Genomic DNA, 15,039 nt, shown 5'->3' with positions numbered 1-15,039 from the left:
TGATCACGACCATGGCGCTCTGGTCGGGGTTGTAGGGTTTGAAACGGGGCTTGGCTTTGGGCATCTGACGACTCCTTGTCCGTTTGCCTGATCCTATCAAAACCTGAGCGAATATCGGGGTTTTTCTACAGCCTCAACGCTGAAATAAGCGGCGCCCGACTAGGGCGTCCGGTGGAGGCCGAAGGCCGGAACGTACTTAATTGACTGGTTATGAGTATCCCCATTTCAGTCTAAACACGACCGCTTGAGTTCCAACGCCCGCTTTGCGATGCGCTGACTACCAGGTGCATCTGGATTTAAGCCCATATATTCGGTCACTTTAGACAAATATCTGGCTATCGGCTCCGGCTCACAGTGATCCAAACAGAGCTGAAAAACCACAGGCAGATAAGAGTAATACTCGTCTCGGCATCCTTCCATTGATGAAACCCCGATTGGGTCCCAATCGAAGAACAAAAGCTCGTCTAGAGACTGGTATAACTTGAGCTGATTTGGCGGAAGCTTCTTACCCATGATTACTCATAACGCTGAGGTAACCGGCGCCGGAGCGACAGCGGAGGGAACCAAAAGCGGTACGCTTTTGGCGTCCGGTTGACCGGATTGTTAAAACCGCTTAGCACCCAGAATACCGTTGAATTATTGAATGGCTGTACCGATTCCTTGAAGGGTGAAACCACCAACCAAGAAAAACAGGCCTATCGCCATGACAATGTGTTTACGCTTCTCCCATTTTCGATACTCCGACGTGAGTACCGGTCTGGAGAAATCCAAATCTTCCATCTTCTGGCTTTGCTCAACTACCTGGCCTTTGAAACGGTTGATCACTTCAAAGGCAACGAGCACGCACCCGATTACATCGCAAACCAAGCCTGCGATGACAACATACTGTGAAACGGATAAATCCATTGGGGGACCACTTTCTCCCTAAAGTTTTAACGCTGAGGTAACCGGCGCCGGAGCGCAGCGGAGGGAACCAAAAGCGCCACGCTTTTGGCGTCCGGTTGACCGACTGGTTAAGGGCCGGTTACCCGATTACTTATTTTGGCACCCAATGCTGAATGCCCACTCCCGACACCTTGCACGAGGCTGACCCATGGCGCCAGGAACCAGAACACCGAATGCGCGAAAACCACCCAATGAATACGCCGGATTGCCCCGCGACCTGAACTCCCGATTGGCCGCTGTCAACACCCTTGCCAGACTGAAGGCGGTTTTCTGCCTGCCGGCAACCACCTAAACCGCGCCCAAACACCAGACCAAAAAGCACCGGAGTAAGGCCTTTAACGCTGAGGTAACCGGCGCCGCAGCGAAGCGGAGGGGACCAAAAGCGCCACGCTTTTGGCGTCCGGTTGACCGACTGGTTAAGGGCCGGTTACCCGTTGTTTTGTATTGGCACCCAATGCTGAATGCCGACTCCCGATACCTTGCACCAGCGCGACCCATGGCGCCAGGAACCAGAACACCGAATGCGCGAAAACCACCCGATGAATACGCCGGATTGCCCCGCGACCTGAACTCCCGATTGGCCGCTGTCAACACCCTTGCCAGACCGAAGGCGGTTTTCTGCCTGCCGGCACCCACTGAAATAGCAGCCAAACACCAAGCCAAAGAGCACCGGAGCCAGGCCTTTAACAGCTAATTCAACGACAAATGACATTTACCCAAAACGCGCCTATTTCCATACACCCCAGATGTCACTGACCATAATTTCTTTTATTTTCAATAAATTAAAATATTCAACAACTGACCAGTCTGAAAATAAGCGTCAATGGCCATATTTTACCCCAGTACGCCTGTTCGCTTATCTGAAATAGATCCTCAACGACTATTTCATATCTTTCATAGAGTTGTCAGCTCATTAGCTAAAAATTTACGTAGTTTTGCGACAATTGTCGTATATCCCCTCTTTTAACCGTGAAACAATCCGATAGCAGGCCTAAAATACTGTACAAACAAACAGCATGGAGGCTGAGCCTATGATTTTGGATGTCCCACCAGAGTTGCCAGACAACCCTACCCGCTTCATGGATCAGCTGCGCACACTGATTCGTAGCCGAAATATGGCTTACAAGACCGAACAGACGTACTGCCACTGGATCAAGCGCTTCATCCGTTTTCATGGTATGCGGCATCCTTCCACTTGTTCGGCAACAGAGGTGGAGCAATTTCTGTCGCACCTCGCAGTGCAGCGTAACAACAGTGTCAGTACGCAGCGGACTGCGCTGAATGCCATCGTTTTTCTCTTCCGCGAGTTTCTGGAGCAGCCCCTGGATGAACTATCGTTTGAAATGGCACGAAAACCCAGACGCTTACCCACCGTTTTTACCCATGATGAAGCCAAAGCCGTTATCAACGGCCTGGAAGGTGCTTCTCAGTTGGTTGCTCGCCTGATGTATGGCTCCGGCCTGCGAATCAACGAAGCCTTGAGACTTAGAGTGAAAGATGTAGATTTCGGGATGCAGCAAATCATCGTGCGCAGTGGAAAAGGCAATAAGGACAGAACAACCTTGCTCCCAAACTCACTGATAGAGCCATTGGCCCTACAAGTTGACGCTTGCTTGGTTCAGCACAAGAAAGACCTGGCTGGCGGTCATGGCGAAGTCTATATGCCCTTTTCTCTGAATCAAAAATACCCCAGCGGAGGCAAAGAACCTGCCTGGCAATATCTGTTTCCAGCCGCCAAGTTATCCATGGATCCGCGTAGCGGCGTCTTACGCCGGCACCATCTTCTGGATCGCGGTGTTCAACGGGCCATCGGTTTAGCTATTCGTGAGGCGGGAGTATACAAGCAGGCAAACAGCCACGCGTTTCGCCATAGCTTTGCCACTCGCCTACTGGAAAACGGATACGATATTCGCACCATTCAGAAGCTGCTGGGCCACGCCGACGTGCGCACCACTGAAATCTACACACATGTGGTTCGCAAGGGAGGCTTTGGAGTACGCAGCCCGATAGACGACGCCGTCTAACTTTCCCAGCGGCTTTCCGGAATACGCTGTACGTGAATATGTCCTATCAGGCGAATGGTGGGGCGAATCAGGAATTGAAAACTGCCGATAATGAACAGCCAGATAGCTGCCTTCTCGTGTTCGGGAAACAGAAACAGGACGCTGCCCACCAGAAACCAGATCGCAATCAGGAAATCATTGATGATGCTGAGCACTTCGTAACGGCGCCGTATAACCAGTTCTTCATGGCCTAACCGAAGGGTTAGTGGGTTATCTGTACGGTCCTCAGCCATTACACATCCTGTTTCCGGTGGGTTTGGTGAATTATTGCATATCTTTGTAGGCTGCGTCGGTGCGCGCCGCCATGATGTAGTCGTTTTTGTGCAGGCCGCCGATCTTGTGGGTCCACCAGCGTACAGTGACTTTACCGTATTCCAGCAGGATGGCGGGGTGGTGTCCTTCCTCTTCGGCCAAATCGCCCACCTTGTTAGTGAATGCCTGGGCCTGGGCGAAATTCTTGAGCTTGAACACTCGCTGTAGCTGTTCTTCCCCATCCAGTTCAACTAACTGCCAGTCTGGTATGTCCTTTCCCAGTGTTTGCTTCTGGTCAGCAGTGGCTTTGGGTGCATCTGTGCTGCAGGCTTCGCAGCTTTGTTTCATCAGTTCACTCATTTCAACCTCCATGGTTGATGGCTGTACTACTAAGCGTGGGTTCGTTCCGCCACATTATCAACCCACTGCTTGAAATCCTGCTTTTTTCAGAATACTGTATATTTAAACAGTATTAAGAGAACTTTCCATGAGCGAGATTTTGAACACGCTGATGCAGGACGCCCGTGTGTGGCAGGGTCAGCATCATATCCGCACCAGGCAGCTGGCGGAATCAACTGGTTACCAGGTGCTGGACAATCAGCTCGGCGGTACTGGCTGGCCCCGCGGGGCATTGAGTGAATGCCTGCTGGATGAGTCCGGCATTGGTGAGCTGCACCTGCTGCTGCCTCTAATACAACGGCTTTCTCAGGCAGGTAAGACTGTCTTCTGGCTGAACCCGCCCCATACACCCTACGCCCCTGCCCTGGCCCGTGAAGAGGTCAATCTGGATCAGGTCATACTGATCAACACCGAAGATGATGGCGACTTCCTGTGGACACTGGAAAACTGCCTGCGCTCACCAGTCACCGGGCTGGTGATGGCCTGGCCCGGAAAACTGGCCGCCCGTGACATACGACGCTTGCAACTGGCCGCGGAGGCCGGTAGCAATGTGTGCGTGCTGTTCCGCGAACGGCGTCATGCCGAACAAAATTCCCCGGCGGCGCTACGCCTGGATCTGACTGCAGGAAGCCAACAGGCGCTCAAGGTCAATGTTCTGAAACGTCGCGGCAGCTGGCCCGGCCAATGTTGCTCAGTAGCCATGGCTCGCCGGGCAGACCTGGCCTTCCGGGAAGCACCCCGGGTGGTCCAGGGCCCCTGGGCCGGGTAAGGCGTATCATGCTCTGGTTGTACCTGCATTTTCCTCACCTGTTGCTGGACCATATTCGCCGCTCCCGCGAAAACCAGGGGGCGCTGGCTGTTGTGGAAGGCTCCGGCCAGAAGATTATCCAGGCCTGCCCGGAAGCTTATGCCCAGGGAGTACGCGCTGGCATGCGTCTGAAAACCGCTATCAGCCTGGTGCCGGAACTGGGTATGCTCAGGGCGGACCACCAACAGGAAGCCCGGATACTGGAAGACCAGGCGCGCTGGCTATACCGGTACGCAGCTCATATCGTATTGGTACCCCCGAATGGCCTGTTGGCGGAAGTGGGCAGTCTGCAGAGACTTTATGGTGGGCTGGCTGCCGTCTGGCAGACTGTGGAACAGGGGCTGGATGAACGCCAGCTTAACGCCTGGATAGCCATTGGCCACACACCATTGGCCGCCCGACTGATTGCCCGGGCCGGCAAAGGCGAATGCACGACAGACAGAGGCCATATCCTGCGCACACTGGGGCAGATGCCCCTGCTGACTGCAGGGTTCGATGGCAAAACCTGTACACGCCTGCAACGAATTGGCCTTAACACCCTGGATGAGGTCTTCGCACTGCCTGCCGGTGAACTGGCCCGCCGCCTGTCGCCGGAAACCCTCGCGTATGTGCAGAAAATCCAGGGTAAACGCGCAGACCCACAAACACCCTGGCAACCGCCCCACTACTTTCGTCAGCAAGCGGATTTTGTGCAGGAGATTGAGCAGTCCCAGGGGCTGCTATTCCCCCTGCAGCGCATTCTGTCAGAGCTGGAGGAAGATCTGTGCTGGCGACAGCAGGATACCGACAGCCTGTTGCTGATCTTGCGGCACCGGCATCAGGAGCCTACCCGCATTCGGGTTCGCACCTCCGGCCCCGAGCATCGGGCCGAAGCATTTCTGAATCTTATCCGCCTACGATTTGAGCAGCACCCGTTAAGGGCTCCGGTGGTCTCATTAGTGCTGTCTGTTAAACGCTTCCTGGGGCGGGAAGCGGCCTCTGGCCAGGACCTCCTGGGTGAAACGCAGGATCTTAACGAAGCCTGGCATACTCTGATCAGTCGCTTGCAGGCACGGCTTGGCGGACATTCATTGCGGCAGTTATCGCCACAGGCGGATCACCGGCCCGAACGGGCATGGTCGGCCTCTGGCGTCCAACGAACAAACCGCGCCCGGCAACCAGAAACCGGCCAGTTACCCCGTCGTCCTTTATGGTTACTCAAAGGGCCACAAACGCTGGCCGAAGCTCCGACTATGTGGTTTTCGGGCCCGGAACGGATCAGTGGGGGCTGGTGGGATGGCCAGCGGGTTCACCGGGATTATTACATTGCCGAGCTGTCCACCGGCCAGCTTGCCTGGGTGTTCCGGGATGTGCGGGATGGCTGGTTTGTGCATGGGTGGTTTGGCTGATGGACGACTTCAGCTATGCCGAACTCTTCTGCTTTAGCAACTTCACTTTCCTGACCGGGGCCTCACACCCTCATGAATTGGCCGAGCGAGCTCTGGAGTCAGGCTATTCAGCGCTGGCAATCACCGATGCCTGTTCGGTGGCTGGCATTCCACGAGCCTGGGCCGCACTGAAGGACAGCCCGGTAAAACTGATCACCGGCAGCTGGTTTGAGCTTGAAGATGCGCCGTCCGGAGCAACCACTCCCCGCTTTATTCTGCTGGCCCGCACCCGCAAGGGTTATGGTCAGCTTTGTCAGTTGATCACCACCGGTCGCCGGCAGGCAGAGAAAGGCCAGTACCGGTTGTTCTTCAGGGATATTGAAACCCATTCACTGGACGATTGTGTGTGCCTGTGGTTGCCGCCCTCTCCCACCGTGGCTAATGCAGACCAGGCCCTGGCCTGTGGCGAATGGTTTCAGCGCCTGTTCGAGCAGAACCTCTGGATAGCCGCAGCCCGAACTCTTGAATCCGGAGAAGAACAGCAACTGGCCCGGGCACGGTGGCTGGCAAGCCATCTGCGTTGCCCGATAGCCGCTACCGGCGAGGTGCATATGCACAGCCGCGAGCGGCAACCATTGCAGGATGTGCTCACGGCCCTGCGCAATCACACCAGCCTGGAGAACGCCGGCCATTGCCTGTTCCAGAACGGGGAGCGCTACCTGCGGCCATTACCGGTTCTGCAGCGCCTGTTCCCGGAGGCCTGGCTCCGGGAGACCCTGGTGATTGCGCAGCAATGCACGTTCCAGCCCGGCAGCCTGCGATACGAATACCCGCCTGACCTGGTACCGGATAACGAATCACCAGCAGCCTACCTGCAACGGCTCACCCGGGAAGGCGAACGCCGGCGTTACCCCGCAGGCACACCGCTGAAGGTTCAGGGGCTGATTCGCAAGGAACTGGCACTGATCTCGGAAATGCAATACGAACACTACTTCCTCACTATTCAAGACATCGTCGCCTTTGCCCGCAGCCAGGGCATCCTGTGCCAGGGCCGGGGCTCCGCCGCCAACTCTGCTGTGTGCTACTGCCTGGGCATCACCGAGGTCAACCCGGCTCGAGTGGAATTGTTGTTCGAACGTTTTATTTCCAAAGACCGTGGCGAGCCACCCGATATCGATGTGGACTTTGAACACGAGCGCCGGGAAGAGGTTATCCAGTACATCTACCAGCGCTACAGCCGTGAACGCGCGGCCCTGGCCGCCACGGTCATCCGCTACCGGCCACGCAGCGCCATCCGGGATGTGGGCAAGGCTCTGGGCTTTGATCCCGCCATGGTGGAACAGCTATTGGAAGGCATCGATTGGCGGGACAAGGCCAGCAACTGGCGCCAGCAGATTCTCGACAAGCACCTCACCCGCAACCCGAAAGTGGCCGACCAGTTCTTTACCCTGGTAAATACCCTGCTCGGCTTTCCACGCCACCTGTCCCAGCATGTGGGCGGATTTGTTATCAGTGCCGGGCCATTGGCCGAACTGGTACCAGTGGAGAATGCCGCCATGGCGGACCGTACCGTCATACAGTGGGATAAAGACGATCTGGAAAGCCTGGGGCTGATGAAAGTGGATGTGCTTGCCCTGGGCATGCTCACGGCCATCCGCAAGGCTCTGGACCTGATCAGTAAGGAAAAGGGTGCCCCTTTTTCCATGCAGGATGTTCCCCTGGAAGATCCTGCCACTTATGCCATGTTGCAAAAAGGCGACAGTATCGGTGTTTTCCAGGTGGAATCCCGTGCCCAGATCAATATGTTGCCGCGCCTGAAACCGGAAACCTATTACGACCTGGTGATTGAGGTGGCCATCGTTCGCCCCGGCCCTATCCAGGGTGACATGGTTCACCCCTATCTGCGTCGCAAGCATGGCCTGGAGCCGGTTGACTATCCCAACGACGCTGTACGGAATGTTCTGGAGCGCACTCTGGGTGTGCCTATCTTCCAGGAGCAGGTGATCAAGCTGGCCATGGTAGCCGCTGGCTTCTCTGCCGGTGAAGCCGACCAGCTCCGCCGCGCTATGGCTGCCTGGAAATCCCACGGCGACCTGACGCCGTTTCGGGACAAGTTGATCAACGGCATGCTGGAACGCGGCCACGATGCCGATTTCGCCGAACGGTTATACCTGCAGATCTGTGGTTTCGGCGGTTATGGCTTTCCGGAATCCCACGCTGCCAGTTTTGCGTTGCTGGTGTATGTGTCCTCGTGGATTAAACGCCACTACCCGGCCGCTTTTTACTGCGCCCTGCTCAACAGCCAGCCCATGGGATTCTACTCACCGTCCCAGCTCGTCCAGGACGCCCGTCGTCATGACGTCACGGTACTATCACCGGATGTAAACCACAGCCAATGGAATCATACTCTGGAGCCGCCCAATCGGCATTTGCGTCTGGGGCTCAGGCTCATACAGGGCCTCTCTGCCAGCAGCGCCGAGAACCTGCACAACAATCGCCCGGCTGAAGGCTACCGATCCACCGCCGAACTACGTCACCTGGCCGGCCTGAACCAACGCGACATGGAACTGCTCGCAGGCGCTAACGCCATGCCAGCGTTTACCACTAACCGCCATCAGGCTTATTGGCAACTGCTTGAGCACGAACGGCCCGCAGAGCTCTTTGCCAAAGAGACAGCCGCTCATTACCAGCCAGAACACTGCTATCAGTTACCCGAACCCACAGAAGGCCAGAACGTACTGGCCGACTACGCCAGCCAGGGCCTGACCCTGCAGCGCCATCCCCTGACCCTGCTCCGGGAACAGGGTCACCTGAAGTTCTGTCTCCGCGCCGAACAACTCAAGAATATCCAGCCTGGCCGACCGGTTCAGGTTGCTGGCCTTGTTACAGGCCGCCAACGCCCCGGCTCCGCCTCCGGGGTCACCTTCGTTACCCTGGAAGACGAAACCGGTAACGTAAACGTAGTGGTCTGGCTGGAAACCGCACGGCGGCAGCGAAAGCCGTTAATAACGGCCCGGTTACTACATGTGAAGGGGGTTCTGGAAAGAGAGGGAGATATTGTTCACGTGATGGCAGGGAGGCTATCGGATTTGAGCCATTTGATTCAGGCGTTACCGGTTAATTCGCGGGATTTTCATTGATGAAGCACCATTGCGGAGGCCCTTTCCAGGAATGTCTCCGGCCATGGACGGCCGGAGTCAAGCGCACATGGATGTGCTCGTAGCGTTTCCTGGAAAGGGCCTCCGCAATGGTGCCACCACCCAAATCACAGGCTATTAAAACAAGAAAGCCCCGCAAAAGCGGGGCCTTCTCTTAGGTGCTGGAGTGAAACAATCAGCTAAGCAGCTTGATCATCACACCCGCAGCCACCGCAGAGCCGATAACGCCGGCCACGTTCGGCCCCATAGCGTGCATCAGCAGGAAGTTCTGCGGGTTGGCCTCAAGGCCGACCTTGTTGGATACCCTTGCAGCCATCGGGACCGCGGATACACCAGCGGAACCAATCAGCGGATTGATAGCCTCCTTGGTGAAGCGGTTCATCAGCTTCGCCATCAGAACGCCACACGCAGTACCCACAGCAAAGGCCACAATACCCAGACCCAGGATACCCAGCGTCTGCGCATCCAGGAACTTGTCAGCCATCAGCTTGGAGCCAACGGACAGGCCCAGGAAAATCGTTGTGATATTGATCAGTGCGTTCTGGGCAGTATCGCTCAGGCGCTCGACCACGCCACACTCGCGCATCAGATTACCAAAGCAGAACATACCCAGAAGCGGCGCAGCGTCCGGCAGGAACAGGACCACGGCAATCAGTACCACCAGCGGGAACACGATCTTCTCTTTCTTGCTCACCGGGCGAAGCTGGGACATCTTGATGGCCCGCTCTTTCTGGCTGGTCAGCGCCTTCATGATCGGCGGCTGAATCATCGGCACCATCGCCATATAAGCGTAGGCCGAAACTGCGATCGCCCCGAGCAGATGCGGTGCCAGAACACTGGACACATAAATGGAGGTAGGACCATCCGCACCACCGATAATACCGACTGCAGCGGCTTCAAGAATGGTGAAGTCCAGGATACCCAGCCAATCGAGCAATGCAGCCCCCAAAACGGTTCCGAAGATACCGAACTGGGCTGCAGCGCCAAGCAGCATTGTCTTGGGGTTCGCCAATAGCGGGCCAAAGTCCGTCATTGCGCCGACACCCATGAAAATCACCAGCGGACCAATGGTGCTACCGATAACCACAGAATAGAAGTTATACAGCATGCCGTTGCCATAGCCGAAGTCCTGGGCAATGGCATTTGCCATCGCCATGTCGGAGTAGCTGGCTTCTTTGACGGCCATCTTGAAGGCTTCTTTCAGCTCAGGGGTGATAGCCTGGCCGGCCTGATAGGCAACATCCAGCGGCGCAGCCAGTGCAGCCAGCACCTGCGTAGTGTCGCTCTTCAGGGCGAAATGAATCGCGTTCTCCGCCGCAGTCAGGGCAAGCCCTGCCTCCGGAATATTCGCCAGAATACCGCCAAACCCGATGGGCACCAGCAGCAGCGGCTCGAACCCCTTGCGAATCGCAAGGAACAGAAGAAGAAGGCCGATGGCGATCATGATCACCTGGCCAAGTTCCATATTGAACAGGCCACTACCTGTCCAGAGTGTCAGTAATTTATCCATGGAATGCTGGCCCTTATGCGATTGTCAGCATTTCATCATCAGGGGAGACGGCATCACCGACCTTGATGAAGACTTCGCCGATGGTACCGGCTTTCGGTGCCCGAACCTCGGTTTCCATTTTCATGGCTTCGAGAATGATCAGCACATCGCCCTCTTCCACGGCGTCGCCGGGAGATACCAGAACCTTGAAGATATTGCCGCCCAGAGGCGCGACCAGGGGCTCACCTTCACCCGCGGCCGGTGCAGGCGCGGAAGAGGAAGCAGCAGGTGCAGATGCAGCACCGCCTTCACCCTGAATCTGGCTGATTTCACCGCCTTCGGACACCGCAACAACATACTTCTTGCCATTAACATCGACAGTGTATGTTTCCGGGCCTCCAGCTTTCTTGGCAGGCGCTGCGTCTTCAGCGGTCGGAACCGGCTCAAACGCATCCGGGTTGTCGCGGTTTTCCAGGAACTTCAGGCCAATCTGCGGGAACAGTGCGTAGGTCAGCACGTCGTCCTCAACATTGTCGGCCAGTTTGATGCCCTTCTCGTCCGCCAGCTTCTTCAGCTCGTCGGTCAGCTTGTCCATTTCCGGCTCAAGCACATCGGCTGGACGACAGGTCATCACTTCCTTGCCATCCAGAACACGCTCCTGCAGTTCCTTGTTCATCGGCGCCGGTGCAGCACCGTACTCGCCTTTGAGGATCGCTGAGGTTTCCTTGGAGATGGATTTGTAACGCTCACCGGTCAGAACATTCAGTACCGCCTGGGTACCTACGATCTGGGAGGTCGGAGTGACGAGCGGGATAAAGCCCAGATCTTCCCGAACCTTGGGAATTTCATCCAGAACCTCGTCGAACTTGTCGCTCGCGTTCTGCTCTCGTAGCTGGTTTTCCATATTGGTCAGCATGCCGCCCGGTACCTGAGCAATCAGGATGCGGGAATCGGTGCCACGCAGGCTGCCTTCAAACTTCGCGTACTTCTTACGCACCTGGCGGAAATAGCTGGCGATTTCCTCGAGCAGGGTCAAGTCCAGGCCGGTGTCGCGGTCTGTGCCTTCCAGAATGGCAACAACCGCCTCGGTGGGCGAGTGGCCATAGGTCATGCTCATGGAGGAAATGGCGGTGTCCACGTTATCGATACCGGCTTCCGCGGCCTTGATGGCAGTAGCGGTAGACATGCCGGTGGTGGCGTGGCACTGCATGTGGATGGGAATATCCAGTTCTTTCTTCAGACGGCTGACCAGATCAAAAGCCACGTAAGGCTTGAGGATACCGGCCATGTCCTTGATGGCGATGGAGTCCGCGCCCATGTCGGCGACTTCTTTCGCCATTTCAACCCACATTTCGATGGTGTGCACGGGGCTGGTGGTGTAGGCGATGGTGCCCTGAGCATGCTTGCCCGTTTTACGAACGGCCTTGATGGCGCGATCCAGGTTACGCGGATCGTTCATGGCGTCGAAAATCCGGAACACGTCTACGCCGTTCTCGGCGGCACGCTCACAGAAACGGTCGACCACATCGTCCGCGTAATGACGGTAACCCAGCAGGTTCTGGCCACGCAGCAGCATTTGCTGTTGGGTGTTGGGCATGGCCTTTTTCAGTTCACGGATGCGTTCCCAGGGATCTTCGCCCAGGTAACGGATGCAGGAGTCGAAGGTAGCTCCGCCCCAGGATTCCAAAGACCAGAAACCAACCTTGTCGAGTTTCTCGGCAATGGGCAGCATGTCGTCAAGCCGCATGCGGGTGGCAAGCAGGGACTGGTGGGCGTCACGCAGGATAACGTCCGTAATCCCCAGCGGTTTCTTTGTGTCAGTCATCGTGTCAGCCTTCTGTTTAAAGGTTCTAATCTATCTGCCAGGTCACTTCTTGTGGCGTGACCGGTATTGTGCAATCGCTTTTTTAATCGCTTCAGCGGTGTCAGGATCAACCGACGATGGCGCCGAAGGCCTTGCACGTGGAGTACGGGCCGGTGCAGCGGGTTCAGGCGGGCCGAACCGATGGACCAGTTTTGACATGAGCAGGGTTGCAAACACCAATATGATCAGGAATACGAAGACAAACCCCATGCCTGCGACCATCAGATCGATGGCTTGTGACATTAGCTCACTCATAACAAATAGCTACCTGTATTGAGTTATTGATTTTCCCGAGCCGCTGGCCAGACCGCGCCAGGAGCGTGGCTTTACCTGCCATTCGGACAGTTCGGGGGGCAAAATCCCGCGTAATTTACCGTTTTCCGACTCACTGAGCAACCTAATTGCAGGTTTCAATAGGTGGTTTCCGAGCTCTCTGGCCCCTACTGACGGGTCTTGAGTGGGCAAAAATCATTCTCATTCATGCATAACGCACACGCATTTTTCGACCTTTTATGCGGCCCTGCTCCAACCTTTTCAGCGCCGTAGCTGCCGATGCCTTCTCCACCGCCACAAAACACTGAAAGTCAAAGAGGTCAATCTTGCCGACAACGTTACCGGGCAAGCCTGCCTCACCGGTCAGTGCGCCGAGTACATCTCCAGGCCTGACCTTGTCTTTGCGGCCGCCCGCAATGCACAGGGTTTTCATCGAAGGCTGCAAGGGGCGCAGCGCTGTTGCCAGTAAGCCGCCCGTGTCGCCCCAGGTCACAGCCTGCTTGCGCCCGGCCTCCAGCCGGTTAATCTTGTGTGCCTGGGATGGCGTACAGAAGGTCACCGCCAGCCCTTGCTCTCCAGCCCGGCCAGTTCGACCGACTCGATGAGTATGTACCTCAGGGTCCCTGGCCGGCTCCACATTGACCACCAACGGCAAAGACTTGATATCCAGCCCGCGGGCCGCCACATCGGTTGCCACAAGCACAGAGCAGCTCTGGTTGCCAAAGCGGACCAGAACACTGTCACGATCCCGCTGCTCCAGATCACCATGAAGCGGCAGCGCCGCAAACCCCAGGCCGTTCAGCTCTTTGGCAACGTCATCACATTGTTGTTTCGTGGTACAGAAAGCAATGCAGGACGCTGGCTGGTGCAACGACAACAACGCCGCAACGGCCTGAACCTGCTGTCCCGGCGCGATCTCGTAGAATCGTTCGGTAATATCAGACTCAACGGCCTGGCTCTCAATCCGGACATCCGCCGGCGCGTGCTGGTATTGCTCGCTCAGCTTGCGGATATTGTCGGGCCAGGTCGCCGAGAACATCAGGGTCTGCCGTTTTGCGGGCGCCTGGCTGATGATGTCTTCCACCGCGTCCTGGAATCCCATATCCAGCATCCGGTCCGCCTCATCCAGGATGAGGGTTGTGAGCTGGTCCAGCTTCAGAGTGCCCTTTCGCAAATGATCCTGAATGCGCCCTGGAGTACCCACCACAATATGAGCGCCATGGCTGAGGGAGCCAATCTGGGGACCAATAGCCACGCCACCACACAGTGACAGAATCTTTACGTTGTCACGGGCCCTTGCCAGCTCACGTAGCGACTTCGCCACTTGGTCCGCCAGTTCACGTGTGGGACAAAGTACCAGCCCCTGAACCATGAACCTGCGCGGTTGCAGCTTTTCCACCAGGGGAATCCCGAAAGCAGCCGTCTTGCCACTACCGGTCTGCGCCATGGCGATCAGGTCCTTACCTGCCAGAGAATGAGGCAAGGCGCCGGACTGAATCGGTGTCGGATTTTCGAAGCCAAGCCTCGACAGGTTCGCGAGCATTGGCTCGGACAGACCCAACTGACTGAATGACGGCATAAAGGAAATTCCCGGGGGTATATGGATAAATAAAGGATGGGTTCGACCAGCAGCGCTGCGGGCGTATACTTGGGGCCAAGTTTACCAGAAATTGCAGACACTCACGGAGCCGTTCATGCCATCACTACAGGATCAGTTGTTGAAAGCCGGCCTGGCCGACGAGAAAAAGGCCAAAGCCATTCGCAACGAGAAGCATAAAAAGCGCAAACAACAGCCCAAGGGAGCGGTTGAGGTCAATGAAGCGGAAATTCGTGCCCGCCAGGCACGGGAAGAGAAAGCAGAACGGGATCGGCAGTTGAACCTTGATCGCCAGAAGCAGGCTGAGAAAAAGGCCGTCCAGGCCCAGATCCGGCAATTGGTAGAAACCAACCGCCTTGATCGCTCGCAGGGTGAAACCTCTTACCAGTTTGTCCACGACAAGAAAATCAAGAAGCTCTTTGTCGACGACACCATGGTGGATCAACTGTCACGGGGAAGGCTGGCTATTGTCTTCGTGAACGACGCCTACGAAATTGTGGCCGAGGGCGTAGCCCGCAAGATCATGGAGCGGGACGAGCGGGCCGTTGTCGTCCTTCACGACCGCAGGAAAGACGATGCCGGTGACGATGACCCCTATGCAGGCTACGAGATCCCGGATGATCTGATGTGGTGATCAAACGACCTTATTTATGATAGCGATCACACTCTGTACTTTGTAATTCTGTGTCAGATCAAAACACGCAGTAATCATCTGTAACTGTAAAGTTCTGGAATATATTGCCGTAAACCGACTTAATATACGTCAAACAATATCCACCTTCGGTCTTCAATGCGTATCAGGAAAGCCTCCCGGCCGTTGACTC

Annotated in this window: 13 protein-coding genes; 5 read left to right on the top strand and 8 right to left on the bottom strand. The window is 56.3% G+C overall.

All coding sequences use genetic code 11. The features are described 5' to 3' along the window. Positions 1–225: 225 nt before the first annotated feature. The gene (locus tag AC13D2_RS04590) at positions 226–513 is read right to left on the bottom strand and encodes a hypothetical protein (RefSeq protein WP_482938268.1); all 288 of its coding nucleotides are present in this window, start codon (positions 511–513) and stop codon (positions 226–228) included. A gap of 123 nt (positions 514–636) precedes the next feature. Continuing rightward, on the bottom strand, positions 637–906 hold the full coding sequence (locus tag AC13D2_RS04585; protein ID WP_482938267.1) for a hypothetical protein: 270 nt from the start codon (positions 904–906) through the stop codon (positions 637–639). A gap of 1,070 nt (positions 907–1,976) precedes the next feature. Between AC13D2_RS04585 and AC13D2_RS04580 the strand changes: the two genes are divergently transcribed. After that, entirely contained in the window at positions 1,977–2,969 is a 993-nt protein-coding gene (locus AC13D2_RS04580) for an integron integrase (protein WP_300500002.1), read from the top strand. Here the strand turns inward: AC13D2_RS04580 and AC13D2_RS04575 are convergent. Together AC13D2_RS04575 and AC13D2_RS04570 are read right to left on the bottom strand one after the other, a co-directional pair. Continuing rightward, positions 2,966–3,241, bottom strand: a complete 276-nt coding sequence (locus AC13D2_RS04575; RefSeq protein ID WP_036206757.1) for a YrhK family protein — start codon at positions 3,239–3,241, stop codon at positions 2,966–2,968. The two genes, AC13D2_RS04580 and AC13D2_RS04575, sit on opposite strands and share 4 nt — an antisense overlap. A 31-nt stretch (positions 3,242–3,272) precedes the next feature. Then, on the bottom strand, positions 3,273–3,620 hold the full coding sequence (locus tag AC13D2_RS04570) for a 4a-hydroxytetrahydrobiopterin dehydratase (protein WP_420390978.1): 348 nt from the start codon (positions 3,618–3,620) through the stop codon (positions 3,273–3,275). 127 nt (positions 3,621–3,747) lie between these two features. Here AC13D2_RS04570 and imuA point away from each other — a divergent pair, with 127 nt between their 5' ends. From imuA to AC13D2_RS04555, 3 genes are read left to right on the top strand one after another with little or no spacing between them, the layout of a single operon-like run. After that, positions 3,748–4,428, top strand: a complete 681-nt coding sequence (gene imuA, locus AC13D2_RS04565) for a translesion DNA synthesis-associated protein ImuA (RefSeq protein ID WP_300499993.1) — start codon at positions 3,748–3,750, stop codon at positions 4,426–4,428. Positions 4,429–4,436: 8 nt separating this feature from the next. Continuing rightward, positions 4,437–5,855, top strand: a complete 1,419-nt coding sequence (locus AC13D2_RS04560; protein ID WP_482938266.1) for a Y-family DNA polymerase — start codon at positions 4,437–4,439, stop codon at positions 5,853–5,855. Beyond that, complete coding sequence (locus tag AC13D2_RS04555; RefSeq protein WP_482938265.1) at positions 5,855–8,974, top strand: error-prone DNA polymerase; 3,120 nt, start codon at positions 5,855–5,857, stop codon at positions 8,972–8,974. Before AC13D2_RS04560 ends, AC13D2_RS04555 begins: the two co-directional genes overlap by 1 nt. 193 nt (positions 8,975–9,167) lie before the next feature. Here AC13D2_RS04555 and AC13D2_RS04550 read toward each other — a convergent pair whose 3' ends face one another. The 4 genes from AC13D2_RS04550 to dbpA all read right to left on the bottom strand — a co-directional run bounded on the left by AC13D2_RS04550 (position 9,168) and on the right by dbpA (position 14,197). Next, a complete protein-coding gene (locus tag AC13D2_RS04550) occupies positions 9,168–10,502 on the bottom strand; it encodes a sodium ion-translocating decarboxylase subunit beta (protein ID WP_292047332.1) in 1,335 nt (444 codons plus the stop codon). Between the two features lie 13 nt (positions 10,503–10,515). Next, the gene (gene oadA / locus AC13D2_RS04545) at positions 10,516–12,306 is read right to left on the bottom strand and encodes a sodium-extruding oxaloacetate decarboxylase subunit alpha (RefSeq protein WP_292047668.1); all 1,791 of its coding nucleotides are present in this window, start codon (positions 12,304–12,306) and stop codon (positions 10,516–10,518) included. Between the two features lie 42 nt (positions 12,307–12,348). Then, positions 12,349–12,600 carry an OadG family protein gene (locus AC13D2_RS04540; RefSeq protein WP_300499986.1) on the bottom strand — a complete coding sequence of 84 codons (252 nt, stop codon included), beginning with the start codon at positions 12,598–12,600 and terminating at the stop codon, positions 12,349–12,351. 223 nt (positions 12,601–12,823) lie between these two features. Further along, positions 12,824–14,197: an ATP-dependent RNA helicase DbpA gene (gene dbpA / locus AC13D2_RS04535; RefSeq protein ID WP_482938264.1), complete on the bottom strand. Its 1,374-nt coding sequence runs from the start codon at positions 14,195–14,197 to the stop codon at positions 12,824–12,826. A 115-nt stretch (positions 14,198–14,312) separates the two neighbouring features. Between dbpA and AC13D2_RS04530 the strand changes: the two genes are divergently transcribed. Beyond that, complete coding sequence (locus AC13D2_RS04530; RefSeq protein ID WP_482938263.1) at positions 14,313–14,849, top strand: DUF2058 domain-containing protein; 537 nt, start codon at positions 14,313–14,315, stop codon at positions 14,847–14,849. The last annotated feature ends 190 nt before the right edge of the window (positions 14,850–15,039 follow it).

This window comes from Marinobacter sp. B-12, from assembly GCF_056857915.1.
Note: the sequence above shows the minus strand (reverse complement) of the source record. Positions and strands in the feature narration are given on the sequence as shown.